The sequence below is a fragment of the Streptomyces abyssalis genome, from assembly GCF_001751365.1.
Taxonomy (GTDB): Bacteria; Actinomycetota; Actinomycetes; order Streptomycetales; family Streptomycetaceae; genus Streptomyces; species Streptomyces abyssalis.
Map to the genome: position 1 here is coordinate 137267 of NZ_LJGT01000037.1, position 26951 is coordinate 164217.

A 26951-nucleotide genomic window follows, 5' to 3' on the forward strand; every position below is an offset into this window, starting at 1 on the left:
CGGTCGCCGGTCGCCGGTCGCCGGCCGCTGGTCGCCGGGCTCAGGGCCGGGGCCCGGCGCCGGCGGCGGTCCCGACGCGCTGCGGCAGATAGTCCTGGCCGAGGGTGATGTGCAGGGAGAAGGCACGTACAGGCCGGCCGAAGTGAGGGCGACGAAGACGTAGAGCAGCGGGCCCGGTACGAAGACCACGCCGGCGACGGCGAGGACGGTCAGGGCGTAGGACCACTGCACGACGACGACACCCCCGAGCGGCGGCGCATGCTCGCGGTGCTCCTCGACTGCCTCCGCGTCTCACCGCGGGACCCCGTACGGCTGCCGGCCCCGGCCGACCCCCGCCTCGCGGCCGTGTGCGACCTCCTGCACCGCGACCCCGCGGACCCGCGGAGCCTGGCCGAACTGGCGAGCGCTGCGGGAGCCGGCGAGCGCACCCTCATCCGGCTCTTCCACCGCGAACTGGGCATGACGTTCCCGCGGTGGCGGACCCGGCTGCGCCTCTACCACGCACTGTGCCTGCTGGCCGACGACGTGCCGGTGACAACCGTCGCCCACCGCTGCGGCTGGTCCTCCGCCAGCGCCTTCATCGACGTCTTCCGCCGCGCCTTCGGTCACACCCCGGGCAGCCACAAGGCCGGGCCGCAGTCCGGCTGAGCGCGGCGAACCGCCCGGGCCCGCGCCCCTGAGCGGCCTCGGACGCCGGTCACAACTCCGCGTCGAGGGACAGGCGGTGGACGCCGGGAAGGTACGGGTCGAGCTCGCCCGGGGCGAAGCGGGCCATGCCGACGACGTGCCAGAACTCGCCTGCCACATCGCCCTCGTACTTGTACCCGCCGCCCGGTGTCAGCGCCGCCCACCCGCCGGGCACGCCGATCAGCGTGGCCCGCGGCCCGAGGTCCGCCGCGGCTGTGCCGGACGGGCCGGTCCCGTCGGGGATGTTCCACAGGCGCACCGTGCCGTCCTCGCCGCCGCTCGCCAGCGCCCCGCCGTCCGGGCTGAAGGCGAGCGTGTGGATGCGGCCGGTGTGGCCGGTGAGCCGTGCCGTCTGCTCCCCGCTGTCCGCGTCCCACAGGCAGATCGCCCGGTCGTCGCCCGCGGTCGCCAGCAGCGGGCGCCGGGGGTGTGCCGCCGCGGTCCACAGGCGGCCGCGGTGGCCACGCAGCACATGCCGCGCCTCGCCGTCCTCCCACACGACGGCCGTGCCGTCCCAGGAGGCGCTCAGCACCGCGCTGTCGCCTCGGCAGAAGGTGACCGCGTACACGCGGTCGGCATGGCCTTCGAGGTCGGCCACGAGACGGCCGGTCGAGGGCTCCCACAGCCTTACCCGGCTGTCGTCGCAGCCGGTGGCGAGGAGCCGGCCGTCCTCGCGGAAGGCGATGGAGCGCACCCGGCCACGGTGCAGCGTCAGCGTCGTGACGTGCGAGCCGGTGCTGCGCCACCAGAGCCGTACGGTGTCGTCGTCGTTGGCGGTGGCGAGCAGGTCGCCGTCGGAGCTGAAGGCCTCGGCCCAGGTGTGGTCCGTCTCGACGTCGATCTCACGCAGATACTCGCCGGTGTCCGCGTTCCACAGGTAGACGTCGCCGTCGTTGCTCGCGGTGCCCAGCAGGGGACCGGCCGGGCTGAAGACCGCGGAGACCAACCGGTCGCCGCGGCCGGAGAGTTCGGCCGTACGGCGTCCCGTGCGGGCGTCCCACAGCCGAACGAGTCCGTCGCTGCCGCCTGACGCGAGGCGAGCGCCGTCACTGCTGAAGCTGAGCGCGGTGACGCGGCGTCCGTGGCCGCGCAGGATTCGCTTGCCCTGGCCCGTAGCGGCGTCCCAGATCTGCGCGCCGCCGTCGTTGCCGACGGTGAGGAGCTGCCTGTCCTGCGGGCGGAACGCGCAGGCCCATGCCGAACCGCGGTGCTCCAGGGGCTGTTGCGGCACGAGAGTCACCGGGCGTGCGCCCGTGCCGGGGGCCGGAGCCGCCGCCACCCGCCACATCCGTACGGTGCCGTCGCTGTCGCAGGCGGCCAGCAGCCTGCCCTCGTCCCCGAACAGCACCTGGTAGACGGCGCCGGTGCAGCGCTCCAGCGTTCCGCTCGTGACGCCGGCGCGCGGGTCCCACAGCCGCACCCTGCCGTCGGTGTCCCCGCTGACGAGCAGATCGCCCGAGGGGTGGAAGTCGAGGGTGTAGACGGGTCCGGAGTGGCCGGTGAACTCGTGCAGCAGCCCGGGGCCGCCGCCCTCTTCCGGGGATTCCCCGGCGGCCGCCGTCATGTCCCAGACGCGTACGGTTCCGTGGCCGTCCGCGCCGCGGTCGCCGGTGGCCAGCAGACTCCCGTCAGGGCTGAACCGGGCGCGGTAGAGGGCCCCTTGGTGGTCGTGCAGCTCGGCGGTGCACCGGCCCGTGCGGGTGTCCCAGATCCGCAGGACGGCGCCCGCGTCGCCGGTGACGAGGGTGCCGCCGTCGGGGCTGAAGACTGCCGTGTAGACGGGGGCGGCGTGACCCGGCAGCCGGTGCAGGGGCGCGCCCCTCTCCACGTCCCAGAGCGTCACCAGCCCTTCGGCGTCGCCCGTCGCCAGCAGCCGCCCCTCGGCGTCGAGGGAGACGGGCCACACACCGCCGGGGTGGACTTCGAGCCGGTGCAGGCAGCGGCCGGACACCGGGTCCCACAGCCGCACTTCGCCGTCGGCCGCGCCCGTCGCGAGCACGCCCGCCCGGAACTTGACCGCGTAGACCCGGCCTTCGTGTCCGTGCAGCGTCCGTACCGCCCGTCCGGTGTCCGCCGCGCACACCAGCACGCCGCCGTCCTCGCTACCCACGGCGAGGAGTTCGCCCTCGGGGCTGTAGGAGACGGGCTCGGGCAGCCGGCTCGTACGCATGTCGAAGCCGTAGGGGACGCCGACGGCCGACGGGCGCAGCCCCGCCTCCACCGGCATCCCGGGTGCGACGGCGGCCGTGGCCGGCTCCGGCGCGGAGTCGAACTCCCCGTCCGTGACGGGGTCGATGAGCGCCGCCCGGTTCCACCTGCTGCCCGTCAGCCGGGCGCCGCGCAGGTCGGTCCTGGTCAGCCGCGCCCTGCGCAGGTCCGCGCCCCCGAGGTCCGCCCCGCTGAGGTCGGCCTGGTCGAGGCGGGCCCCGACGAGGCGGGCGTCACGCAGCACGGAACCGGAGAGGTTGGTGCCCAGCAGCCGGGCGTCGGTGAGGTCGGCACCGGTGAGGTCGACCCCGGAGAAGTCGCGTGCCGAGAGGTCCTCGCCGACGAGGCGCGCGCCGCGCAGATCCGCGTCGGCGGGCACCCGGAGCCGGTCGACGACCCGCACCGCGTTGGCACGCGCCGCCTCGCTCGTACGCGGGCCGGGGGAGTTGAGCACGTCCTGGACCCAGGCGGTGCACAGCTCGTGGTCCGCCAGGTCGCAGAAGAACTCCACGGCGAGCTGGGTGAGGGTGCGTGCCGCGAGCAGCGTGTCGTCGCCGCGGGCCAGCCGGGCCGCCGCCTCCCGGGCGACGAGCCACTCGACCACGGAGCCGTGGATGAAGTGGAAGAGGCCGTCCTCCGTACGTACCAGAAGACTGCCCGCGCCGACGGCCTGCGCGCTTTCATGGGTGGACATCGAGCCGCCGTCCGCCAGACCGCTGAGGGTCTCCGCGACGGTCTCGGTCAGCTCGTCCAGGCGCAGCGCGCTGCGGCCGCTCTCCCACAGCCGCTGGGCGAGCGCGGTGACCGCGGCCCACAGATGGTCCACGCTCAGGCCGGGGGCGGCGCCCGGACCGCCCTGGCCGCGCCGCTCCTCGAAGGCGAGCCAGGCCGAGAAGACGTCCTCGTACAGACCCGCGGGGCTCAGTGCGCGGCCCGCCCCGGCCACGGCGCGCAGTTGTTCCGGTGCGAGGTCCGCCACGAAGCTGAGGAGGCGCGGGTTGGCGCACAGCTCCAGCAGGTCGGGGATGTTCTGCAGCAGCCGGAAGCGCCGGTCGGCCACGTCCTCGTCGCCGTAGCGGTTGAGGAGGTACGAGCGGATCTGGGCCGGTACGAAGCCTTCGAGGGACAGCACGCGCCGCCGCGGGAGCATCCCGACGCGTTCGCCCAGCGCCGTGAGGATCTGCGCCTGCGACTTGAAGTGCTGGGTGCGGCTGCTGACCACGATCTTGGCGTTGTCGACGGAGGCGTCGAGGAGGACCTGGAGGTGGTCGGCCGCCCTGTCGTAACTGACGCGGTTGACCAGCTCGTCGAAGCCGTCGAAGAGCAGCACCACACGGCCCTGCCCCAGCATGTAGCGCAGCGCCCGCAGATCGATGGTGTCGACGCCGTGACCGGCCAGGTGCGCCGCTACGAGACCTTCGAGGCTGTGCGCGCGGTCGAGGGTGTTGAGCGGGATCAGCAACGGCGTGAGATGAGGCAGCTGTTCGGGGATGCGGCGGGCCAGTTCCCGCAGGGCGAAGGTCTTCCCGTGCCCGAAGTCGCCGAGCAGCAGTACGAAGCGGCCGTGGTCCGCGGCAAGCAGTTCGAGCATGTTCTCGACGAGGCCGTCGCGCTCCTCGCCGTCGGGGCGTTCCGCGTCGCGGTAGCGGCCGGGCAGGTACAGGCCCGGCGGGTAGCGGTCGTCGGCGGCGAGCCTCGCCGTCTGGGCGTCCACGTACGCGCGCAGGTCGAGCAGCCCCTGGAACTCCAGGAAGCTGCGGACGCGGATGCCGCGGCGGCTCGCGCGCTCCCGCAGCGGCCGCTCCGGCGCCGGCCCCTGGTGGACGATCTCCGCCTCCGAGCCGGTGTCGGTGGCGTGGGCCTGCGCGATGAAGCGGTCCGTCTCCTCGTCCGTCGGCGTGCCGGGGTGCAGGGCGATGCGCTGCTGGCGCACCACTCCTTCCTCGTGCCACGTCGCCATGATCTGCGGCATGTCCCGCGGGTCGCGGCGGGGGACGTCGCGCAGCCGTACGCCTTCGCGCCGGGCCCGGCACACCTCGCGTACGCGTTCGGTGAGGGAGTCGGCGGGCTCGTCGAGCGGACGGTCGTCCCGCCCGTCCGGCGCGGGGGCGACGGGCAGGGACGCGGCCGGCTGGTCGGGCACGGCGAAGATCCGCCGGGCCGCGCGCCATTCGGCGGGAAAGTCCGCGGGCTCGGCGCCGGCCTCGTCCGTCCAGCGCGTCACGCCGCCGGCGCCGACCCGCAGCAGCTCGCAGCGGGCCGGGGCCGCCGAGCCGAAGAGCGGCAACTCGCCTGCAGGGGTGGTCAGTTGCGCATGCGACGGTTCGGAGGAGGTGGTACGCGGGCCGCCCGTGGGCCCGTGCAGCACGAAGTGGAGCCGGCGCGCGGTCAGCCGCGCGAAGGTGGCGGCGTCGCGCAGCGGTCCGGGACCGCCGGGCGCGTCACCGGGCCGCTGCCGTCCCTCGGTGAGGGGGTGCCGCAGCACACCGATGCGCAGCCAGCCCTCGTCCTCGTACGTGCGCAGTGCCTCGGAGAACCAGGTGGCCTGGTCGCGGCCGAGGAAGCCGTACTGGTCGTCGGCGCGGTGGCTGAAGGCGATGGAGGAGTTGAACCCGGCGACGACGGTGTGGAGTTCGGGCACGGGGAAGAGCGTCCAGGGCTGGTCGCTCTCGAAGACGGTGTCCATGCCGTGGTACAGGCCGCGGAACAGCCGCGTGTAATGGCGCCACTTGGGCCAGTACGGCGGCTGCGGCGGCACCTCGTCGGCCTCGCAGGTGTGGAAGTAGCCCAGGCAGGCGGCCTGGTTGACGTCCTGGGTGCCCGGCACGACGACCATCCGCTGCGGCGGCAGGTCAAGTTGGGAGCGGAGCCCCGTGAGGAAGCCCAGGGCCTGGTCGCATTCGCGGGGACTTCCGGACGCGGTGAGGTCGCCGGAGACGACGAGGAGGTCGGGGTCAGGGGCCCCGGCGTCCTTCAGTTCGACCAGGTCGCTCCACATCTCCCGCAGCAGCGCCTCGGGTTCACGCCCGCGGCCGAAGCCGGGGCCTGCCACATGGAGGACGGACAGGGTGTCCTGCGGCGTCGTGGCACCGCCCGGTGCCGCCGGATACTGCGGCGCTCTGGCGGGGCGCCGCCGCCCGGACCAGCCCGTACGGCCCAACGGGCGCTGTCCGCCCGCCGGTTGGCCGTCGGGCCGGTCCGCCGGATCGAGGGGACCTGCCGGAACCGAGGGACCTGCCGGAACCCAGGGGCCGGCAGGCCCTTCCGGAGCTGCGAGGCCCTCCGGGTCGGCGGGAGCGCGCGGCGCGGGAACCTCCAGGCCCCTGACACCGCCCGGATAGCCGGGCCGCAGCCCCGGACGGGCATGGCCCGCGACGGCCTGCCCGACGCGCGTGAGCAGCATGCCGCGGGCCGTCTCCGTGTCCGTGACGCCCACGAGGTCCACGTACGTGATCGTGGCGAGGAGCCCTTCGATGGGGACGTCCTCCACCCGTACGGTCAGCAGCTTGCGCTCCGGCGCCTCGGGCTCGGCGCGCAGCGCGGCCTGCCACTCCATGCGCCCGTACGTGGAACGCCCGTAGTGGCTGGAGAGGACGGCGATGACGGCGACGGACTCGCTGACTCCGCGGTCCATGAAGTCGATGAAGTTCGTCCCGGGCACGAAGTCCCACGCCTGGATGACCGTCCGGTACCCGGCCTCCTCCAGCGTCCAGGCGATCCACGACGCCCACTGCTCGTCCGCCGGGGAATAGCTGATGAAGAAGTCCAAGTCCCGTGTCTGCCCCACCAGTTCCCCGTTGTCCGTCATGGCAGCATCGTAGGAGCCGCGGGGCAGTTCGGGCATCTCGGGTACGACAGCCGGCGACGCCGCCCTCACGTCGCGTGTGCGATTCTGTCCGACGTGCGAATCCTGAAGAGCGTGCACCCCCTGGACTGGCTGGCGGGCGGACTGCTCGTCTGCGGGCTGCTCCTGGTCGCCGTCGGGCTGCTGCCGGCCCGTCCCGCCGAGGACGCGATGACACGCATCGGACCGCTGCTCGTCTTCCTCGCGACGGTCATCGTCATGGCCGAACTGACCGGCAAGGCCCAGGTGTTCGACGCCGTCGCCTCCTGGGTCGCGCGCACCGGCAAGGGCAGCTATCCGCTGCTGTTCGGCCTCTGCGTGCTCTTCGCATCCGTCACCACCATCACGCTCAACCTGGACACCACGGCCGTTCTGCTTACGCCCGTGATGCTCGCGCTCGCCACCCGCGTCGGCATCGCGGCCGTGCCGCTGGCCATGACGACGGTCTGGCTTTCGAACACCGCCAGCCTGCTGCTGCCCGTCTCCAACCTGACCAATCTGCTCGCGGCGGACCGCGTGGCGCTCTCGCCCGCCGGGATGGCGGCCACGATGTGGTCGCCGCAGCTCGCCGCGATCCTGGTGACCATGGCATGCCTCTGGGGCTTCTACTGGCGACGGGGCAGACGCGGCTCCGAGAGCTACGTGCCGCCGCAGCCGCTGCGGCCCGCCGACCCCGTGCTCTTCCGCGTCTGCGCCCTTGCGTGCGCGGGCTTCCTGGTCGCGATCCTCGTCGCCGACGTGCCGCTGTGGTCGGCGTCGCTCACGGCCGCGCTCGTCGTCGTCGCGGCCTTCGCCTTCAGACGCCGCAGCGACCTGCGGATCTCGCTCGTGCCGTGGCGGCTGCTGATGCTCGTCCCGGGGATGTTCCTCGTGGTGGAGACCGTCAACGCACACGGCCTGCACGACCTCCTCACCGCGACGATCGGCTCCGACGGGGGAGTGCTGGGCATGCTCCGCTCGGCGGGCGTCGGCGCCGGACTGTCCAACGTCCTCAACAACCTTCCCGTCTATCTCGCGGGCGAGGCGGCCGTGCCCGCCGAGAACAAGCACCAGCTGCTCGCGCTGCTCATCGGTACCAACGTGGGCCCCCTCGTCACTCCGTGGGCGTCGCTGGCGACCCTGCTGTGGTTCGAACGCTGCCGCACGCACGGCACACGCATCCCGCTGAAGCGCTTCGTGGGCACCGGGTTCGTGCTCGCCGTCACGGGCACGTTCGCGGCCACCGCCGCGCTCGCCCTCGTCTGAGGCCGGTCACGCCCCTCCGCAGCCGGCGCCGGCAGCGGCGACGAGTTCCAGCAGATGAGGCAGGGTCCCCCCGCGGGCCGCGATGAAGCTGCGCCCCGAGTCGGGCCCGTCGAAGCCGACTTGGAACCCGCCGCCCGACAACGTACGGAACTCCACGCCCGCTTCGGCGGCCAGCAGCGCACCCGCGGGGAAGTCGATGCCCTCCGCGCGGTAGCCGACGTAACCGTGGATGGTGCCGGCCGCCAGCATGCCCCACCCCAGCAGCGGCGCCCACAGCTGCAGTACGCGCCGTGAGTGCAGCTCGAGAACTCCGCGCAGGGCCAGGGCGTTCGCGTCGCCGCGGGCCACGGCATGCCCCTGTGTCCATGCCAGCACGGGCCCGGAGCGCGGCACGTCTCCGCACGGACCGTTCAGCCGGGCGGTGCCGCACCAGGCGCCCTGTCCGAGCGCGGCGCGCCACGTGCGCCCCGTCACCGGCTCGTGCACCACGCCGACGACGGGCGAACCCTCCACACACAGCGCGATCCCCACGGCGTACGCGGTGAGCCCTATCGCTACGTTGTTGCTGCCGTCCAGCGGGTCCACGAGCCACGTCCGGCTGCCGTCCGCGTCGAGAAGCCCCGCCTCCTCGGAGACGATCCGCTCCTGCGGGAAGTGCGTGCGCAGCCGGGTGAGGATGACCTGTTCCGCCGCGAGATCGAGATCGGTGACGACGTCGCCGCCGTCGCCCTTGCTGCCGACCGTGTGGGCCCGGGCGAAGCGCGCGCGGAGCAACGCCCCCGCCTCCTCGGCCGCTTCGACGGCAACCTTCAGCTCGTAGGCGTATGCCCCGGTGCCCGAGTCACTCCCGCTGCCCGGCATGGACCCTCCTCAGCGCCGCCCGCACGCTCCTCCGGGTGTCTTCCGCCCCGCACAGCCGCCGCACGGTGCGATGGCCGCGCCCGTGCACCGGCCCGAGGAAGAGGTCGGTGCGCCCCGGCAGCGTCCTGCCCAGCACCAGCGTGGCCGCCGGCTCGCCGTTCCTGACGAGCGTCGAGTGGAACTCGCCCGCTGCCAGCATGTACGTCTCACCGCCGCCGCTCGTGTGCTCCGGGCCGGGCTCGCTGCGTACGAGCCGGTCGGTGGGCCGCAGTTCGTCGGTGCCGTCCGGCGCGCTGTGCACCTCGAACACGCGGTGCGTGGGCCGGGGCGGCGCCGCGGTCACCGGATCGGCCACCCGCACCGGGACGTTGGAGACGCGTCCGTACACGACATAGCTGAGCAGCTCCCAGCTGTGTGCGTGCGCGCCGGCGGACGTGGGCTGACCCGAGGGAGTTCCGCCGTCGAAGAGATGGACGCACACGCCGCGTTCGCCCTCCCGCACCACGGGCAGGCACAGAAAGCCCAGCGGATGCCGTACGGCCCGTAACTGCCGCTCACCCGCGGCGATCTCGCCGAGTACGCCCGCCACGGCCTCGCGTGGCCGGTCGGTCGCCGGGCCGGCCCGGAGCGCGTCTTCGAGCTCGTCGTAGTCCATGGCGCCCGAGAGGTTCACCTCCGGTACGGATCGTCGGCGTGCAGTGCCTTCTCAATGATCTCGCCGACGTCGCCGTCGGTGAAGACGGCCGGGAGAGGAAGCCTCAAATGGTCGAAAACCGCGCGCACTTCGTCGACCGTCGGCTCGTCGCTCAGCGGCGGAAGCGCGTGCAGGTCGAGCCGCTCGGCCTGCTCCCTGCTCTGGTGCAGCTCGGTGACGTAGTAGTCGTAGAGCGGCTGGTCACGTGCGACGAGGAGGTTGACGCGGTTGGGGTCGTCCTGCGTGATGACGAGGCAGGATTCGGACAGGTCGAAGCGGAGGGTGGGCACGCCGGAGGAGAGATGCACGCTGATCTCCAGGGTGTCGAGCCGCTGCCGGTACCAGCAGGCGGCCAGCACCGTCGCGTACGACTCCTTGCGGGTACGGGTCGCGGTCCAGGCGTCGGCGGCGTCCACGTTCCGCTGCATCGCGAAGGTCTGCCGGAAACGGGCGTAGTCCGAACAGGTCTTCTCGCTGCCGGGGTTGATGATGTCGATCTTGATGCTGAGCTGTGTGCGCTGCCGGGTGGCCGCCTCCACGCAGCGCGGAAGGGTCACCGCTCGCAGATAGGTGCCCGTACCGCCTTTGAAATACCAGCGGTTGGTCTGCTCACGCGCCTTGCTCAGCGCCTCGCCGACCTCGTTGCCCGAAAGCGAGCGCACCATCGCCAGGTCCTCCAGCGCGCGGCGCGTGTCCGCGGACACCTCCTGGATGTCGGACCGGCGGCGCAGGCGCTCCGTCATCGACCCCACCGCAAGTGCGCCGAGAACAAGGAGAGTTGCGCCCGAGGAGACGTCGTCGCTGACGACCTCTCCGAAGACGTCGAGGAGACCGATCGTCAGGCCCAGCCCGACGGCGATCACGACGTCCAGGTTCCGGATGATCCAGCCGACGCCCAGCTCCAGTCGGCCCACACGCTGTGCCACGTAACCGCCCCTCCCCGTGATGACCAGCATCGTAGGAGCAGCGGCGACGGCCCCGCCAGGAGGGCCCGCTCCATGTGGCCGGTTCCCTGCGCCTTCGGTCCGATCAGGCCGCCGACGAACTCCCGGACGTGTGCGTGGAGTTGTGCCAGTCGAGGCAGAGCACCGTCGCGTCGTCGCGCGGATCGTGGTCCGTGGCCGTCAGGACGGACCTCGTGAACGTCTGCACAGCTTCGCGGGGGTGCTCCGAGGCGGTGGCCTCGACCAGCCGGCGCAGGCTCCTGTCGTCCTGGTCGGGTTCGAGCATGCCGTCGGTGATGAGGACGAGGCGGTCGCCGGGGCGGAGAGCGATGTTCTGCAGGCGGTACTCCGCGTGCGGCTCGATGCCGAACGGGAGGTCGATGAGCGCTGTGAGCTCCTGTGCTTCCCCGTCCCGCAGCAGCAGAGGCCACGTGTGCCCGGCGTTGACGAAGGCGGCCTCCCCGGTCTCGAAGTCGACCCACATCAGCTGTCCGGTGACCATGGCCTGTGCGCCGTGCGCGGCGAGGGCGTGCTGCACCTGAGGCGAGTGCTGCGTAACGGCCCGCTGCTCCCGTACGGCGTGTTCGATGACGGCCTCGTTGGCGGCGTGCGCCTGTGTGAGCAGATCACGGCCGGCGCGGCGCGCGTTGCGCAGCGCCGCGACCACGACGGTGGCCAGCTGCGCCGCCCGTACGTCGTGCCCCATGGCGTCGGTCAGGGTCAGAGTCAGACCGCGCTCGCCCAGGGTGTAGTCGAAGGTGTCGCCGCCGATGTTGGCGGCGGGTTCCAGCGAGCCGGCGACGGTGAAGGGTCCGGCGTCACACGTGAAGGACTCGGGCAGCAGCCGGTGCTGGATCTCGGAGGCCAGCGACAGGCGAGTGGTGCGCCGCCCCCACTCGTACAGATCGGTGAAGCGCCTGTTGACGATCACCACGTAGGCGAGGGCATGGGCGGCCTCTCTGATGCGTTCCAGTCTGCCCCGGTCCGGCCGGGAGGGCAGGGTCAGCTCCAGCAGCCCGATCGCGTCCCCCCGGTCGGTGACCGGTGCGACGACCTTGGTCGGCTCGTCGTCGTGCGCCTCCGGCCCTCCCTCCGCGGGTGCGGACTCCCACTCGCCTTCGCGCAACGGGCTGCCCGCGGAGTCCACCGCCGTGTGCTCGGCGGGTCCCGTCCAGAGCCGCTGGGTGTGGATCACATGCCCGTAGACGGTTCCCGCCAGGGCAAGGGGCTCCGGCCCGCCGTCGGCACCGCCGGTATGTCCGGGCAGGCGGACCACGGCCCTTCCGCCGAGGTCGGTGATCAGGAACGACACGTGGACAGCGGAGAACTCCTGCTCGAGTACCCGCGCGAGCACGGCGACGGACCGCACCGGGGACTCGCGTTCCAACGAGGCGAGCAGATCGTCCATCCAACTACGCCGGTCACCCACGTCCCGCGTCCTTCGCTTCGGCCCGAGGCACAACCTGACCCTGCAGAGAGGAGCGGCCTCTCCTACCCGGGAGTCTGCGTCCCGCCCCCGACCGCCGCCCGGCGGGCGCCCCCGATCGCGTGAACCGGGCGGCGCGGGCCGGGCCCCCGCCGGGGGGCTGCCTCGTCCGTGTACCCGGGGCCTGCCTTGCCCGCGTCCCGTTCCGGCCGCGAGGATCGCCAGGTGCCCGACAGCTCCCGTACGAACGCCGCCCCTGCGAACGCCTCCCGTACGAATGCCTTCGAGGCCGCTCTCGCCGCCGTACCGGCCGAGGACTTCCACGGCTCCGACGGCCGCGCCGTACGCCCCCTGACCCCGGCCGCCGTCACCCACCGGCATCTGCTGATGCTGGACGTGCGTCCCGGCGCCGGCGTCCTCGACATCGGCCTCGGCTCGGGCCTGTCCGCCGCTCTTCTCGCCCGGCTGACCGGTCCGGACGGGCAGGTGACGGCCGTCGAGATCGACGCCGGCCTCGCCGGGCGGGCCGAGCGGCTCTATGCGGAGCACGGGCACCGGGTCGGCGTCGTCGTCGGTGACGGTCTGCGAGGACACCCGCCCCACGCCCCGTACGACCGCATCCTCGCGGGCACCACACCGCCGGCGGTGCCGGACGCCTGGCTCCGTCAACTCAAGCCCGGCGGCGTGCTGTTGTGCGGCGTACGCACCTCCGGCCTGCCCAGCGGCTACGCGATCGCCCGCATCACCGTCGACGAACGGCACAGACCGCACGAGGTGGAGGTCCACCAGGGCGGCTACATGCCGATGGTCGCGCCCGAGCGGCCCGAAGACGTCACCGGCGCGGTCGGTCCCGGACAGCCGGAGCGGTCCGTCACCCTGCTCGGCGCGCACGAAGCCGCCACCGCGGCGGGCTTCCTCACGGCGCTCGACGGCGCCCGTCACATCGAGCCGAGTCCGGCCATGTACGGCGACTGGTTCCACCTGAAGGACTGGCTGATCGCCGCCGGACCGGACGGTCTGCTCGAAGCGACGGTCGAGCGTGGCAACGGGATCGGCCTCGGCTGCCTGTCCCCGGACGGCACCGGACATGCCGCTCTCGTCACGGGCCTCCACCTCATCGCCGACCGGGCGGAGTCACCGGCGCTCCGTGTCCTCACCGGCCTGGTCCGCCGATGGCGGGCGAGCGGCTCTCCGCGTACGCACCAACTGCGCGCAGAGCTGCGTCCGTCGGGCGATTCGTGGCGGGTGCGGATCGACACCGGCTGACATGGTCAGTCGTACATGTTGTACTGTCCGGTGCATTGAAGTGTCCTGTACCCGGCGTGTACCGGGCCTGTACCCGGAGGAGAGAGCACCGTGACGGTCGGCACCGGAACCGGCACCGGAGACGTCGCCGCGCTGCGGCGATGGCTCGACGAGGCGTCCATCGATCCTGCGGTCGGTGAACTCCGCCCCGACTACCGGGCGTTGCTCGTCGCGGCCGACGGCCTGCGGCCGGGCCCCTCCGACGGGTTCAGCGAGAGCATGCTCGCCGCCGCCGAGGCGGACGCCTGCGGCGACCCCGGTGCGCACCCCCACGTCGCCGCCTGGCACGAGGCGTTCCGCGCCTTCGGCGCCAAGCCCAAGCGCGTACGGCCGAGCGTGGACGCGCTGCTGCGCCGCGCGCCGGAGGGCGGGCTGCCCCGGGTGGACCGGCTCACGGACGTCTACAACGCCGTGTCCGTCGCCCACGTACTGCCCCTCGGCGGCGAGGACTTGGACCGCTACGCCGGCCCCGCCCGGCTCGTACGTGCCGAGGGCACCGAGCCCTTCGAGGCCGCCTCGGCCGGCGAGCCGACTGTGGAGTACCCCCGTCCGGGAGAGGTCGTGTGGAGTGACGACGCCGGAGTCACCTGCCGCCGCTGGAACTGGCGCCAGTGCGTCCGCACGCGCCTCACCACCCGCACCACCCGCGCCGTCTTCATCCTCGACGCGCTGGGTGCGATGAGCGACGACGCGCTGACCGCCGCGGGTGACTCGCTGACGGAGGCCCTGTCCGCGGGGAGCCCCGGCGCGCGGACCGTGACACGGCTGCTGCGGGCGGTCTAGAGCGGCCCGGGCGCGTCCGCGGGCCCCGGACGCCCGGCCGGAGCCGGTGACTTCGCCCGCGAGGGGGCCTGGGCTGTGCCGGCCTGGGCCGCCCCAGCCCTACCTGGTCCGGTATGCCCGCAGAAAGGTCCGTACTCCCTCGACGACGAGTGGCCGGACGCGGCCGTCCTCCGCGGCGTTCGCCCAGCCGAGCCTGTCCAGCGCGACGCCGAAGGTCAGCGCGATGAACTGGTCGGCCGCGAGCCGGGCGTCGGGGACGTCCAGCAGCCCCGCAGCGGCGAGGGCGGAGAGCCGCTCGGCGACCGCCTCGTCGGGGGTGTCGGCCATGGAGTTGTAGCCCCGGTGCGGCAGGTGGCCGGATTCCGCCCGGACCAGTCGTTGCAGCGTCGCGTACTCCGCCGAGCCGAGCATGTCGGTCGCGATGCGCATCGAGAACGTGACCAGGGCGTCCTCGAGTTCGGCGGCCTCGGTGACGTCGGTGAGGGTGTCGTCGAGGGTGCTCCGGACCGCGGTGATCATCGACTGGCCGACGTCGTCGACGACTGCTCGCAGCAGCGTCTGCTTGTCGCCGAAGTAGTCGTAGACCGTCCGCTTGGACACCTCGGCCCGTGCGGCGACCGCGTCGACGCTGGAGCGGTCGAAGCCGTCGGCGAGGAACAGTTCCCGGGCCGCCGAGAGGATGGCGGCCCGCTTCGGCGTGGACCCCTCGCGCAGTGTCTTCGTGGTCGGCATGGGCACATCCTAGCGTCCTACACTGCACGGTGTAGTGTAGTAGTCCAGTGCTCGGGGGGAGCCGCGCTGTTACAGCCGCCCTTCCGTGCCCGGCAATGACGGAAAGGACGTCCATGTCCGCCACTCTGGCTCCCCCCGTTCGCATCGGGAAGGCGGCCGTCGGGGCCCTCGGCCTGCTGGCAGTCGCCACCGGTGCCCTGGAGTCGGTGGTGACGCCGACGCTCCCGCTCCTGCAACGCGAGCTGGACATGAGTCCCGCCGAAGGCGCGTTGCTCAGCGTCGTGCTCCTCGTCACCGGCGCCCTCGTCACACCTGTCGCAGGCAAGTTCGGTGACCGCTACGGCGGGAAGCGGGTCCTGATCCGGCTGATGGCGGTGGTCTGTGCCGGTGGGCTGGTGTCCGCCCTGGCGCCGAACCTGCCACTGCTGCTGCTCGGTCAGGTACTGCAGGGAGCGATGGTCGGCGCGCTGCCCCTGTCGTTCATCCTGGTGCGCGAACACCTCCCCGAGGGAGAGTCGAAAGTGGCCATCGGTGTGGTCAGCGGCCTGTTCGTCGGGGGCGGGATGGCGGGGACGCTGGCGGCCGGGCCCGTGGCGGAAGGGCTGTCCCGGCACTGGATGTTCGCGCTGCCGACGATCGCGGTCATCGGGGCCACAGTGCTTGTGAACAGGCTGATGCCGCATGATGCACCGAGCCGTTCGGACGACGCGGGGGTCGACTGGCCCGGCCTGGTTCTCCTGAGCGGGACGCTCGTCACGCTCATGCTCCTGCTCGCGATGGCGCCCGACATGGGCTCGCAGCCACTCGTGCTCGGCGCCCTCGTCGTGGTTCTGGGCGCCTTCGTGACCGGATGGACAGCCGTCGAGCGTCGTGCGGCCTCGCCGATGGTCGATCTGCGCATGCTGGCACGGCCCCAGGTGTGGCAGTCGTGTGTGCTGACGTTCGTGATCTGCGTCGGCACCTCGGTGGCGGTCTATCTCGTCCCGCAGCTGTTCGCCGTGCCCGCCGGCGAGTACGGGTTCGGGGCCGGCGCCACGGAGATCGGCTTCTTCCTGCTGCCCGGTGCCGTGGCCGCGTCGCTGGCCGGGCCTCTCGGTGGGATCGGGGCGCGGCGTTTCGGCTCGCGTGCCGTGGTCGTCGCCGGGACAGGCCTCATGGTCGTCGCCCTGATCGCCCTGGCCGCCGTGCACACGGAGATCTGGCACCTCGTCATCGGCAAGGCGATGATCGCGCTTGCCAACGGCCTGTGCGTCACGGCGATGGTGACGAGTACCGCGACATCCGTCGACCGGAGCGACACCGGCATCGCCACCAGCCTCGTCCTGGTGGCTCGCGTGGTCGGCTACGCCGTGGGTGCGCAGGTCAGTGGCGCGATCCTCACCGCCGGGACCCCTTCCGGGTCGGATGTGCCGGCCGAATCGGCCTTCGTCACCGGCTTCGTCATAGCCGGCGCCGTCACGGCACTGTCCCTGCTCGTCACCCGTAACGTCAGCAAAGGACCCAAGGAATGACCCGCACCGGTCTGTTGAGGGACACCCGTACCACGCAGCGGCGCAAGGTCCTGATATCGGGGGCAAGCGTGGCGGGGCCCGCCCTCGCGTTCTGGCTGAACCGTTACGGATTCGCGGTCACGGTGGTCGAGAAGGCGGGCGCACTTCGCGGCGGCGGCTATCCGGTAGACGTGCGCGGCACCGCGGTCGAGGTCGTCCGGAGGATGGGAATCCTGCCGCGGCTGCGGGACGCCCACATCGACTTGCGCCGGATGACCTTCCTCGACGGGGAGGGCAGCGAGGTGGCCTCGGTCAGCCCGCACACCGTCACCGGCGGAGTCGCGGGACTCGACCTGGAGGTGCGGCGCGGGGATCTGACCGGCGCCCTCCACGCGGCGGTCCGTGACGACGTGGAGTTCGTGTTCGACGACTCCATCGACACCCTCCACCAGTCCGGCCGCGGGGTCGACGTCACCTTCCGCGGGGGCGGCAGGCGCAGGTTCGACTTGGTCTTCGGCGCGGACGGGCTGCACTCACGCACCCGCGAGCTGCTGTTCGGTCCCGAGGAACAGTTCCACCGGTACCTCGGCTACTGCTTCGCCGGGTTCACCATACGCAACACCTTCGGGCTCTCCCGCGAGACCGTTATGTGGAACACCCCGGGCAGGGCCGCGGCACTCTACGCCGTGGGGGACGGCGACGAGACGCACGCCCTCCTGAACTTCGCCCACCCGGAACCGCCGTTCGCGGCGTTCCGGAATCCGGAGGCCCAACGGGACCTGGTCGCCGCGGTCTTCGCCGGCGCGGGGTGGGAGGTCCCGGGCATGCTTGCCGCCATGCGCGACGCGGACGACCTGTTCTTCGACGCGGTCAGCCAGATCCGCATGCCCCGCTGGTCGAGCGGCAGGGCCGCACTGGTGGGCGACGCCGCGTACGCGCCCTCGTTCCTCACCGGACAGGGCTCCAGCCTCGCGCTCGTCGGCGCGTACATGCTCGCCGGCTGTCTGGCCGACCGGGACCACGCAGCGGGCTTCGCCGCGTACGAACGCAGCACGCGTCAGTTCGTCACCCTGAACCAGGAGCAGGTCGGCGAGGGCGATGCCACTCTGTTCCCGACCACCGCCCGGGCCCTGGAGCAGCGCAACGACATGCTGCGCGGTCTCAGGGCCATGCCCTCCCCGGAGGCGAGACCGGAGCATTCGGCCCTCACCCTGCCCGAATTCGGTCCAACCGCCGGGAGTTGAGCGCGACAGGCACTCAACCCCCGTGCAGCCCCTCCAGCAGCGCCGGAAGCGCCTCGCCGATCGGTTCGCGTACGACCTCGTCCGCCAGGCCGTCGTAGGGCGTCGGCTCGGCGTTGACGATGATGAGGCGGGCCCCGTGGCCGGCGGCGATCTCCGCGAGGGACGCCGCCGGCTGCACCTGGAGGGACGTACCGACGGCCACGAAGACGTCGCAGGCCTTGGCCACACCGACCGCCTGCCCCAGCACGTCGGGGTCGAGGGCCTGTCCGAACATCACCGTGCCCGACTTGAGGATGCCGCCGCAGTCCAGGCACGCCGGGTCGTCCTCGCCTGCCTCGACCCTCTCCAGGGCCTGCGCCATGGTGCTCCCGGCCTCGCACTGCGTGCACACCACGGTCCGTGAACTGCCGTGCAGCTCCAGCACCTTGCGGCCGGGGAGCCCCGCGAGCTGATGCAGCCCGTCCACGTTCTGCGTGATGACCCGCACCGGCTTGCCGGACTTCTCCAGCCTCGCCACCGCCTCGTGCGCGGCGTTCGGACGGGCGTCCCAGGTGGGGCTGGTCCGGCGCATCTGCCATGACTTGCGCCGGATTTCGGGATCGGTCATGTAGTAGTCGTACGTGACGAGCTTCTCCGCCTCGGGATCGCGGCGCCAAAGCCCTTGCGGGCCGCGGTAGTCGGGGATGCCGGAGTCCGTGGAGATCCCCGCGCCGCTCAGGATCGCCACGAGAGGGCCGCGGGGGGAGCCGCCGGAGTCCGCGGGGTGCCCCGCTTGCGCGGTGTGCGGTCCGTCCGGTGCGGGTCCGGGGGAGCCTGGGGAGACAGCCATGCCCGCCAAGGGTAGTCATCCGCGGGCGGAACGGTGAGGTCGCACAGGGTGGGTCCCCTGGGGCCGGGAGGTACTGGATTCGCAGCAGCAGAATGTGAATGTTCTTCCTGAATCCTTGCCAATCCGGACAACCCGGTGCACTCTCTGACTTACGGCCCTCGCAGTTCACCCCCACGGCACCGACAGGTGCGTGGGGGTCTTCTGTCTCCCGGCCGTCGTTCTCCTCGGCCGTCGCTACCGGCACCGGCTCACACCCCCAGGGGCGCGGACCACAGCGCGGCGGCCGAGGTCGCCAACCGCAGGGCAGACGAAGGGGAGTGGCGGGGACGGCGTCCGGGGTGGTCCCGGGACGTTGTCCGGGACGTCTTCCGTCCGCGAGACGGCCCACGAGAAGGGGGCACCTCTTGATCACCACCAGCAGGGCCGGGGTGAAGCTCATCGCCTCGGCCAACACTCAGCCCGAGGCGTGCGAGCTCCGGGACCGCCTGGCCCTGCGGCTGCGCCGCTCCCAGGTCGCCGGCCGCTACATGATCAGGGTGAAGCGGATGGAGCGCGGCGCCTGGGGCGTGTATCTGGTCCATCCCGCCTCCCTCCGCCGCTTCGAACGGGCCGAGACGGCGTAGAGGCGGCGCAGCGGCGGCAGGGGAGCCGCATCCAGGATGCGGGCGCAACGGCGGATCACGCTGCGTGGAAGCACGGCTCACGCAGCCGCGACGTCCGCCGGCCGGGCCGCTGTGCGAGGCCGCTGCGGACCTTGTCAGGTGGCTGTATACGACATACTGTCGCCCGCATCCTGTCGATCCGCTTCAGAGGTGGACAGCCGTGCTCCCCCAAGCTTCCTCCCGCGGGCCCGGTCAGGGGGAGTGCCCCCGGCGCATACCAGCCCTCTCTCGCGCCGCGGCCGTGACGGCCGTTCTCGCTCTCGGCGTGACAGGCTGCGCCTCCCTGACGACTTCGGCCACCGAGGTCGGCGGAGTGCGGATGACCGACGAGCGGCCCGCGCGGGACGGCGGCACGCTCACCGTCGCGCTCAAGTCCGATCCGGACAAGCTGGATCCGAGTCTCGGCAGCACCCTCGTCGGCCGCAGCGTCTTCGCCTCGATGTGCCAGAAGCTCTACGACACCGACGCGCGGAACCGCATCCGGCCCCAACTGGCCGCCGGCATGCCCGAGGTGAGCGACGGCGGCCGCAAGGTCGTGATCGAGGTGCGCCGCGGCGCGCGCTTCAGCGACGGAACGCCGCTGAACGCCGAAGCCGTCGAGACGTCGCTGCGCCGCCACCGCGACCTGCCCGAGTCGGCACGCTCCAGCGAGCTCGAACCGGTGAAGAGCATCGAGGCCACCGGCGGCGACAAGGTCGAACTGCGGCTGAAGGAGCCGTACGAGCCGCTGCTGGGCGCACTCGCCGACCGCTCCGGCATGGTGATGTCGCCGCGTGCGCTGAAGAAGTACGGAGAGGACTTCGCCACGCACCCCTCATGCGTCGGACCGTTCCGCTTCAAGGAGCGGGTGACGGGCGACCGTATCGTGCTGGAGAAGGACCCGAACTACTACGACGCCTCCCGCGTACACCTGCGGAAGGTCGTCTACCGCACGATCGTCGACGGCAACGTGCGACTGGCCAACCTGCGCTCCGGCGACGCCCAGATCAGCGACCAGACCGCGCCTCTCGAAGTGCAGAGCGCACTGACCGACGACACGCTGCAGGTCTTCAACTCCCCGACGCTCGGCTACCAGGGCCTCACCGTGAACATCGGCAACTCCCGCGGCCTGGGCAAGAAGCCGGGCAAGGTGAACAGCTCCCTCGCACGCGACGGACGCATACGGGAGGCGTTCGCGCTCTCGCTCGACCGCGCCCTGATCAACAAGATCGTCTTCCAGGGCATGTACGACACCGCCTGCGGGCCCGTGGCCCCCTCCAGCGAACTCGGCACGAAGATGCGCTGCCCCGGCCGGGACCTGGGCCGGGCACGCCAGCTCCTGCGTGAGGCGGGCGAGAAGGGCCGCGTACCCGTCGAACTGACCATCTCCAACACCGTGGAGGACATGCGGCTGGGGCAGGTCGTCCAGGCGATGGCCAAGGACGCCGGATTCCAGGTGAAGCTGCGGCCCACGGAGTTCACCACTCTCCTCGAACACGCCGACAAGGGCGACTTCGAGGCCGTGTCGGTCGGCTGGTCCGGCAGGCTCGACCCCGCGGGCAACATCGACGCCTTCGCCGCCACGCTCGGCTCGGAGAACCGCTCCGGGATCTCCGACGAGCGCATCGACTCCCTCATCGAGGACGGACGCCGCACCGCCGACCCGGACGAACGCAGGGAGATCTACCGCGACGTGACCGCCGCCATCAACGACGAGCACGCCCTCATCTACCTCTACCGGCAGCGCAACTACGTCGTCACCACCAAGGAGATCGCGGGCCTGCGCGTCTACGGCGACGGCCTGATACGCGTCGAGAACGCCGGCTACGCCCGGGGCGGAGACGCGGGCGGGAAGACCGGCGCAGACACGGAGGCGAGGAGCCGATGACCCGCTACGCCCTGCGCCGCCTGGGCCAGTCGGCGGTGACGCTGGTCCTGGTCAGCATCGTCGTCTTCCTCGGAGTGCGCGCCATGCCCGGCGACACGGCCCGCGCACTCGCCGGGGAGGAGACCAACCCGAAGGCGCTGGAGGCGATCCGGCACCAGTACGGACTCGACCAGAACATCGCCGTGCAGTACGGCCGTTACGTGGAGCAGGCCGTCACCGGCGACCTCGGCACCTCGGCCCGTACCGGCCTGCCCGTCGTCGACGCGATCTTCGAGGCGCTGCCCGTCACGCTCGAACTCGCCCTGCTCTCCCTCCTCCTGGCCGTCGTCGTGGGCATCGGAGCGGGAGTCGTCGCCGCCGTGCGGCGCGGCAGGCCCGCCGAGTGGTTCGCCAACACCCTTGCACTGCTGGGACTTTCGGTGCCGAACTTCTGGCTCGGCATCGTCCTCATCCTCGGATTCGCCATCGCCGTACCGGTGTTCGCCGCATCCGGCTTCGTACCCTTCGGCACCGACCCCCTGGAGAACCTGCGGCGGATGGTGCTGCCCGTCGTCGTACTCGGAAGCGGCCTCGCCGCCATCGTGATGCGGCAGACCAGAGCGGCGATGCTGGAGTCGCTGTCCGCGGACTACGTGCGCACCGCCCGCGCCAAGGGCCTCGCGCCGCACCAGGTCGTCGGCGGGCACGCGCTGCGCAACTCCCTCGTCACCGTCGTCACCGTGCTCGGTCTCCAGCTGGGCCATCTCATCTCGGGCGCGGTCGTGACGGAGCAGATCTTCGTTCTGCCCGGGTTCGGGAAGCTGATGATCGACGCCGTCTTCACCCGCGACTACGCGATGGTGCAGGGCGTGGTCCTCTTCACCGCGGCCGGCTACATCCTCGTGAATCTCGCGGTGGACCTGCTCTACTCCGTCATCGACCCCCGCATCCGGCTGGGAGGTGCACCGTGAGCACACAGAGCCCGCAACGACCGGAGAGCACGGGAAGCACGGAGAGTACGGGGAACGCGGGGAGCCCTCAGGGCCCGGCCGGCGCACCCGCCGCCGGCACGGACGCGTACGCGGGGGGCGCGGCCGGCGCCGTACGGGCCGGCGCCGCACCGGCACGGCCCGCCGGCTTGCTGCGTCAACTGCGCCGCAACCGGCTCGCGTTCAGCGGCGCCGTCATCGCCGCCGTCTTCGTCCTCGTGGCGCTCGCAGCCCCGCTGATCGCCCCGTACGACCCGGCGCGTGCCGACTTCGGCTCCGCGCTCGCCCCACCGGGCCTGGACCACTGGCTGGGCACCGACGACCTGGGCCGCGACCAGCTCTCCCGGGTGATCCACGGCGCCCGCGCCTCGATGCAGGTGGGAGTACTGGCCGTTGCGCTGGCTTTCGCGGCGGGCGTGCCGCTCGGGCTGCTCGCCGGGTACTACGGCCGGTTCGCGGACTCCCTCGTCTCACGCCTGACCGACACCCTGCTCGCCTTCCCCTTCCTGGTGCTGGCCGTCGGCCTCGCCGCCGTGCTGGGGCCGTCGCTGCTGAACGCGACGATCGCGATCGGCGTCTCCCTCGTCCCGCAGGTCATACGGGTCACACGTGCCGAGACGCTGCGCCTGAAGCACCTCGACTACATAGGGGCGACGATCGCGGGCGGCGGAGGCGACGGCACCGTCCTGGCCCGGCACATACTCCCCAACGCGGCCTCCGCGCTGCTCGTGCAGGCAACCGTCGGCGTCCCCACCGCCATCATCGGCGAGGCCCTGCTCAGCTTCCTCGGCCTCGGCGTCCAGCCGCCCGAACCCTCGCTCGGCGTGATGCTCTCCAGCGCCCAGCCCTACATCGCGGCGGCGCCCTGGATGGCGGTCTTCCCCGGGCTCGCCATCGTCGCAGCGACGCTCGCCTTCAACCTCTTCGGTGACGGCCTGCGCGACGTCCTCGACCCGAGGGGGGTCACACGGTGAACGGGACCACACCGGCGGCTTCGGACGCCGCAAGCACGGCAAGCACTCCAAGCACCGCAGCCGCCGCGAGCACTGCCGCTGCCGGCGGAGCAGTCGCCGGTGAGCCGGTGCTGCGCGTACGCGACCTGTCGGTCACCTTCCACGCCGAGGAGGGCGAGGTCCACGCGGTCGACCGCATCGGCTTCGACGTCGAATCCGGCGAAGTGCTCGCCGTGGTCGGCGAGTCGGGGTGCGGCAAGTCCGTCGCGTCGCTGGCCGTGATGGGGCTGCTGCCCGGAACGGCCCGCGTCAGCGGCTCCGTGCTGCTCCGCGGACGCGAACTCGCGGGCGCGGAGGAGAAGTCGCTGCGCCGCGTGCGCGGCAGCGAACTGTCCATGATCTTCCAGGAGCCGATGACGTCGCTCAACCCGGTGCTGAGCGTGGGACGCCAGATCGGCGAGGTGCTGCGCCGCCATCAGGGCCTGGACCGGCGGGAGGCGAAGGAACGCGCCGTCGAACTGCTGGACTCGGTGGGCATTCCCGCCCCGCGCCGCCGCATCCACGAGTATCCGCACCAGCTCTCCGGAGGGATGCGCCAGCGCGTCATGATCGCCATCGCGGTCGCCTGCGACCCGGCTGTGCTCATCGCGGATGAGCCGACCACCGCACTCGACGTCACGGTCCAGGCGGGCATCCTCGACCTGCTGACGTCGCTGCGCGAGCGGCTGGGCACAGCGATCGTGCTGATCACGCACGACCTCGGCGTCGTCGCCCACACCGCCGACCGCGTGCTGGTGATGTACGCGGGACGCGCCGTCGAACACGCCCGCGCCGACGAGCTGTTCGCGCGGCCACGGCACCCCTACACCCGCGGCCTGCTCGACGCCGTGCCCCGCCCGGGCACGCGGGCCGCCGCGCCCGCGGGCGAGCGCGCACGGCTGCGGGAGATCCCCGGCATCGTCCCCGGACTCTCCCGGCAGCCGGACGAGTGCACCTTCGCACCGCGCTGCTCCCGCGCCGACGAGGAGTGCACCGCTGAGCGGCCCGCGCTCACCCGCTCCGCCGGGACGGACGGTGACGACGCGGACCCCGGGCACACCGTGGCCTGCTTCCACCCCCTCGGCGCCACGGCGGCGCCGGGAGAGGAGGCAGCACCGTGAGCACAGCGCCCGACGCCACCGCCCCGGAAGGCACCGCCCCCGCCCTCGAAGTACGCGGTCTGGTACGCCACTTCGCCGCCCCGCGCGGGAAAGGCTCCGTACGCGCCGTCGACGGCGTGTCGTTGACCGTCGGACGCGGCGAAGTCGTCGGCCTCGTCGGGGAGTCGGGCTCAGGGAAGTCGACCGTCGGACGCTGCGTCGTACGCCTCGACACACCCACCGCCGGCACCGTCCGCATCGGCGGCACCGACATCACGCGGCTCTCCCGCCGCCGGCTGCGCCCCCTGCGCAAGGACTTCAACATCGTCTACCAGGACCCTTCCGCGTCCCTCGACCCGCGGATGCGCGTCTCCCGCATCGTCGGCGAGCCTCTCCTCCTGCACCGCGTGGTGAGCGGCACGGCTCTCCGTGGGTGTACCCGCGACGAAGTCAGGGGGAGGGTGGAGGAACTGCTGGGCCAGGTGGGCCTGCCGCCCGGGACCGCCGACCGCCGCCCGCACGAACTGTCCGGCGGGCAACGGCAGCGCGTCTCCATCGCGCGTGCGCTCGCAGTCGACCCCATGCTGCTGGTCGCGGACGAGCCGACGTCGGCCCTGGACGTGTCCGTACAGGCGTCCGTGCTGAACCTGCTGGCCGATCTGCAGCGTGACCGCGGCTTCGGCTGCCTGTTCATCACCCACGACCTGGCCGCCGTCGAGTTCCTCGCCGACCGCATCGCCGTGATGTACCTCGGGGAGATCATCGAAACGGCACCGGCCGCCGAGCTGTTCGCCGCGCCCAAGCATCCGTACACGCAGGCGCTGCTCTCCGCCGTTCCCGTCCCCGACCCGCCGGTCCAGCGGGCGCGGAAGCGGATCGTGCTCCAGGGCGACCTGTCCGGCTCGGCCCTGGGACCGGGACTCCCGGGGCCCGGCGGGGTGGCGCAGACTGTTGACCACTGCCGTTTCCACACCCGCTGTCCCCTCGCCTTCGACCGCTGCCGTACGGAGGCGCCCGAGCACCGCACACTGCCGGGCCCGGGCGGAACCCGCACGGTGGCCTGCCACCTCGTGGCGGACGACGGAACCGCGCCCGACGCGGCGGCCGCACACGTCCGCCCCTGACCAGCACACCTACAGCAGGGAGCCGCACCACCCGTGTTCACGACCCGTCCCACCCTCCAAGGCACCTTCGGCATGGCCTCCTCCACCCACTGGCTCGCCTCCCAGACGGCGATGGCAGTGCTGGAGGACGGCGGCAACGCCTACGACGCCGCCGTCGCCGCAGGCTTCGTGCTGCACGTCGTCGAACCCCATCTGAACGGCCCCGCCGGCGAGGTGCCCGCCGTCGTCGCGCCGGCCGGCGGTCCCGTGCGCGTCCTGTGCGGGCAGGGGGTCGCACCGCGCGGCGCGAGCGTGGAGCACTACACCTCCCTCGGCCTCGGGCTCGTCCCCGGCACCGGACCGCTCGCGGCCGCCGTACCGGGCGCCTTCGACGCGTGGATGACGCTGCTGCGCGACCACGGCACGCTGTCGCTGGAGCGGGTCCTCGGATACGCCATCGGCTACGCGGAGCGCGGCCACCCCGCCGTGGAGCGGGTCGGGGAGACGGTGGAGACCGTCCGCGAGCTCTTCGAGACGGAATGGGCCACGTCCGCCGCCCTCTACCTCCCAGGGGGACGCCCGCCCGCTCCGGGGGCGCTGCTGAAGAACCCGGCCCTGGCCGCGACCTGGCAGCGGCTGCTGTCCGAATCCGCGGCCGCCGGCCCCGGCCGCGAACAGCGAATCGAAGCCGCCCGGCGCGTGTGGCGTGAGGGCTTCATCGCCGACGCCCTTCTCGCCGCCTCCGCCCGTCCCACCATGGACACCTCGGGCGAGCGCCACACCGGCACCCTCACGGGCGACGACCTCGCCGGCTGGGAGGCCACGTACGAGGACCCCGTCACCTACGACTGGAACGGCTGGACGGTCTGCAAGGCGGGCCCCTGGTCGCAGGGCCCCGCCCTGCTCCAGCAACTGGCGCTGCTGCCCGACGACATGACGCCCGAGTCCCTGACCCCGGACGGCACGACCTCCGACGGCGCCGCCACCGGCTCCGCCTTCATGGATGCGGCCTTCGTCCACCGCCTCATCGAGGGCACCAAGCTCGCCATGGCCGACCGCGAGGCCTGGTACGGCGATGCCGGGGGCCCCGGCGGCGTCCCCGTCGAAGCGCTGCTCTCCGCGGAGTACAACCGTGCCCGGCGCGCACTGATCGGCGAGAGCGCCTCCCGTGAACTGCGCCCCGGCAGCCCGCAGGGCCGTGAGCCGCGGCTGCCGGCGCACGCCGCCGCCGTGGCCTCCGGGCAGGCCCCCGTCGACGGCCCCCGGAACCCCCGGTCAGCCGGCGCCGGCGAGCCGACCGTCGCGCGCAACGGCGCCACGAGCGGCGACACCTGCCACATCGACGTCGTGGACCGCTGGGGCAACATGATCAGCGCCACTCCCAGCGGCGGCTGGCTCCACTCCAACCCCGTCGTCCCCGAACTCGGCTTCCCGCTCGGCACCCGCCTGCAGATGACCTGGCTGGAGCCCGGTCTGCCCAACTCCCTCACCCCGGGCCGCCGTCCCCGCACCACCCTCACCCCGTCCCTGGCGCTGCGCGACGGGCAGCCCGTCCTCGCCTTCGGCACACCCGGCGGCGACCAGCAGGACCAGTGGCAGCTGCACTTCTTCCTCTCCGTCGCGCTGCGTCCGTACGTACGCGGCGGGCTCGACCTCCAAGGCGCCATCGACGCCCCGAACTGGCACACCGACAGCTTCCCCGGCTCCTTCTATCCGCGGGCCATGCGCCCCGGCAGCGTCACCGTCGAGTCCCGGACCTCGCGGGAGGTGACCGACGGGCTGCGGCAGCGCGGCCACGACGTCGAGGTCGGACCTGCATGGTCGGAGGGACGGCTGTGCGCCGTGGCACGCGACCCGGAGACCGGAGTGCTCAGCGCCGCCGCCAACCCGCGCGGCATGCAGGGCTATGCGATGGGCCGGTGACCGCCGCCGGGGGCAGGGGCACGCGGGCGGCGTCGCCCGGCCCC

Annotated in this window: 19 protein-coding genes and 2 pseudogenes; 13 read left to right on the forward strand and 8 right to left on the reverse strand. The window is 72.6% G+C overall.

Features of this window, described 5'->3' with window-relative positions:
• Positions 1–58: 58 nt before the first annotated feature.
• Positions 59–240: pseudogene (locus AN215_RS30205) on the reverse strand (MFS transporter); the annotation flags it as partial.
• On the opposite strand from AN215_RS30205, the pseudogene AN215_RS03845 reads away from it, so the two are divergent.
• Positions 235–648, forward strand: a pseudogene (locus AN215_RS03845) (helix-turn-helix transcriptional regulator); the annotation flags it as partial. The pseudogenes AN215_RS30205 and AN215_RS03845 overlap by 6 nt on opposite strands.
• A gap of 49 nt (positions 649–697) precedes the next feature.
• Here AN215_RS03845 and AN215_RS03850 read toward each other — a convergent pair.
• Positions 698–6703 (reverse strand): WD40 domain-containing protein, encoded by a 6006-nt coding sequence (locus AN215_RS03850; RefSeq protein WP_070010369.1) that lies wholly within the window; start codon positions 6701–6703, stop codon positions 698–700.
• 93 nt (positions 6704–6796) lie between these two features.
• Between AN215_RS03850 and AN215_RS03855 the strand changes: the two genes are divergently transcribed.
• Entirely contained in the window at positions 6797–7984 is a 1188-nt protein-coding gene (locus AN215_RS03855; protein ID WP_245694211.1) for an SLC13 family permease, read from the forward strand.
• Between the two features lie 6 nt (positions 7985–7990).
• Here AN215_RS03855 and AN215_RS03860 read toward each other — a convergent pair whose 3' ends face one another.
• The 4 genes from AN215_RS03860 to AN215_RS03875 all read right to left on the reverse strand — a co-directional run bounded on the left by AN215_RS03860 (position 7991) and on the right by AN215_RS03875 (position 11912).
• Positions 7991–8845, reverse strand: a complete 855-nt coding sequence (locus AN215_RS03860; protein WP_070010210.1) for an inositol monophosphatase family protein — start codon at positions 8843–8845, stop codon at positions 7991–7993.
• Positions 8826–9518, reverse strand: coding sequence for a hypothetical protein (locus AN215_RS03865; RefSeq protein ID WP_245694212.1), 693 nt, complete (start codon positions 9516–9518; stop codon positions 8826–8828). Before AN215_RS03865 ends, AN215_RS03860 begins: the two co-directional genes overlap by 20 nt.
• Positions 9515–10465, reverse strand: coding sequence for a hypothetical protein (locus AN215_RS03870; protein WP_245694213.1), 951 nt, complete (start codon positions 10463–10465; stop codon positions 9515–9517). Before AN215_RS03870 ends, AN215_RS03865 begins: the two co-directional genes overlap by 4 nt.
• 103 nt (positions 10466–10568) lie before the next feature.
• Positions 10569–11912, reverse strand: a complete 1344-nt coding sequence (locus tag AN215_RS03875) for a PP2C family protein-serine/threonine phosphatase (RefSeq protein WP_245694214.1) — start codon at positions 11910–11912, stop codon at positions 10569–10571.
• A 222-nt stretch (positions 11913–12134) separates the two neighbouring features.
• Between AN215_RS03875 and AN215_RS03880 the strand changes: the two genes are divergently transcribed.
• Both AN215_RS03880 and AN215_RS03885 read left to right on the forward strand, forming a co-directional pair.
• The gene (locus AN215_RS03880; protein ID WP_070010208.1) at positions 12135–13175 is read left to right on the forward strand and encodes a methyltransferase domain-containing protein; all 1041 of its coding nucleotides are present in this window, start codon (positions 12135–12137) and stop codon (positions 13173–13175) included.
• 90 nt (positions 13176–13265) lie between these two features.
• Entirely contained in the window at positions 13266–13997 is a 732-nt protein-coding gene (locus AN215_RS03885) for a B3/B4 domain-containing protein (RefSeq protein WP_070010207.1), read from the forward strand.
• A 99-nt stretch (positions 13998–14096) separates the two neighbouring features.
• Here AN215_RS03885 and AN215_RS03890 read toward each other — a convergent pair whose 3' ends face one another.
• Positions 14097–14729, reverse strand: coding sequence for a TetR/AcrR family transcriptional regulator (locus AN215_RS03890; RefSeq protein WP_070010206.1), 633 nt, complete (start codon positions 14727–14729; stop codon positions 14097–14099).
• A 113-nt stretch (positions 14730–14842) separates the two neighbouring features.
• Between AN215_RS03890 and AN215_RS03895 the strand changes: the two genes are divergently transcribed.
• Together AN215_RS03895 and AN215_RS03900 are read left to right on the forward strand one after the other, a co-directional pair.
• Positions 14843–16240, forward strand: a complete 1398-nt coding sequence (locus AN215_RS03895; protein ID WP_070010205.1) for an MFS transporter — start codon at positions 14843–14845, stop codon at positions 16238–16240.
• Positions 16237–17463: an FAD-dependent monooxygenase gene (locus tag AN215_RS03900; protein ID WP_070010204.1), complete on the forward strand. Its 1227-nt coding sequence runs from the start codon at positions 16237–16239 to the stop codon at positions 17461–17463. Before AN215_RS03895 ends, AN215_RS03900 begins: the two co-directional genes overlap by 4 nt.
• A gap of 13 nt (positions 17464–17476) precedes the next feature.
• Here AN215_RS03900 and AN215_RS03905 read toward each other — a convergent pair whose 3' ends face one another.
• Positions 17477–18292 (reverse strand): SIR2 family NAD-dependent protein deacylase, encoded by an 816-nt coding sequence (locus AN215_RS03905; RefSeq protein ID WP_079122668.1) that lies wholly within the window; start codon positions 18290–18292, stop codon positions 17477–17479.
• Positions 18293–18696: 404 nt separating this feature from the next.
• Between AN215_RS03905 and AN215_RS03910 the strand changes: the two genes are divergently transcribed.
• The 7 genes from AN215_RS03910 to AN215_RS03940 all read left to right on the forward strand — a co-directional run bounded on the left by AN215_RS03910 (position 18697) and on the right by AN215_RS03940 (position 26907).
• Positions 18697–18915 carry a hypothetical protein gene (locus AN215_RS03910; protein ID WP_070031108.1) on the forward strand — a complete coding sequence of 73 codons (219 nt, stop codon included), beginning with the start codon at positions 18697–18699 and terminating at the stop codon, positions 18913–18915.
• Positions 18916–19273: 358 nt separating this feature from the next.
• Positions 19274–20821 carry an ABC transporter substrate-binding protein gene (locus AN215_RS03915; protein WP_079122669.1) on the forward strand — a complete coding sequence of 516 codons (1548 nt, stop codon included), beginning with the start codon at positions 19274–19276 and terminating at the stop codon, positions 20819–20821.
• A complete protein-coding gene (locus AN215_RS03920) occupies positions 20818–21771 on the forward strand; it encodes an ABC transporter permease (protein WP_070010200.1) in 954 nt (317 codons plus the stop codon). The genes AN215_RS03915 and AN215_RS03920 overlap by 4 nt, the downstream gene beginning before the upstream one ends.
• Positions 21772–21938: 167 nt before the next feature.
• Positions 21939–22763: an ABC transporter permease gene (locus tag AN215_RS03925; protein WP_070010365.1), complete on the forward strand. Its 825-nt coding sequence runs from the start codon at positions 21939–21941 to the stop codon at positions 22761–22763.
• Between the two features lie 107 nt (positions 22764–22870).
• Complete coding sequence (locus AN215_RS03930; RefSeq protein WP_070010199.1) at positions 22871–23902, forward strand: ABC transporter ATP-binding protein; 1032 nt, start codon at positions 22871–22873, stop codon at positions 23900–23902.
• A complete protein-coding gene (locus AN215_RS03935; RefSeq protein WP_070010198.1) occupies positions 23899–25005 on the forward strand; it encodes an ABC transporter ATP-binding protein in 1107 nt (368 codons plus the stop codon). The genes AN215_RS03930 and AN215_RS03935 overlap by 4 nt, the downstream gene beginning before the upstream one ends.
• A 33-nt stretch (positions 25006–25038) precedes the next feature.
• Positions 25039–26907 (forward strand): gamma-glutamyltransferase family protein, encoded by a 1869-nt coding sequence (locus AN215_RS03940; protein WP_070010197.1) that lies wholly within the window; start codon positions 25039–25041, stop codon positions 26905–26907.
• Positions 26908–26951 lie beyond the last annotated feature (44 nt).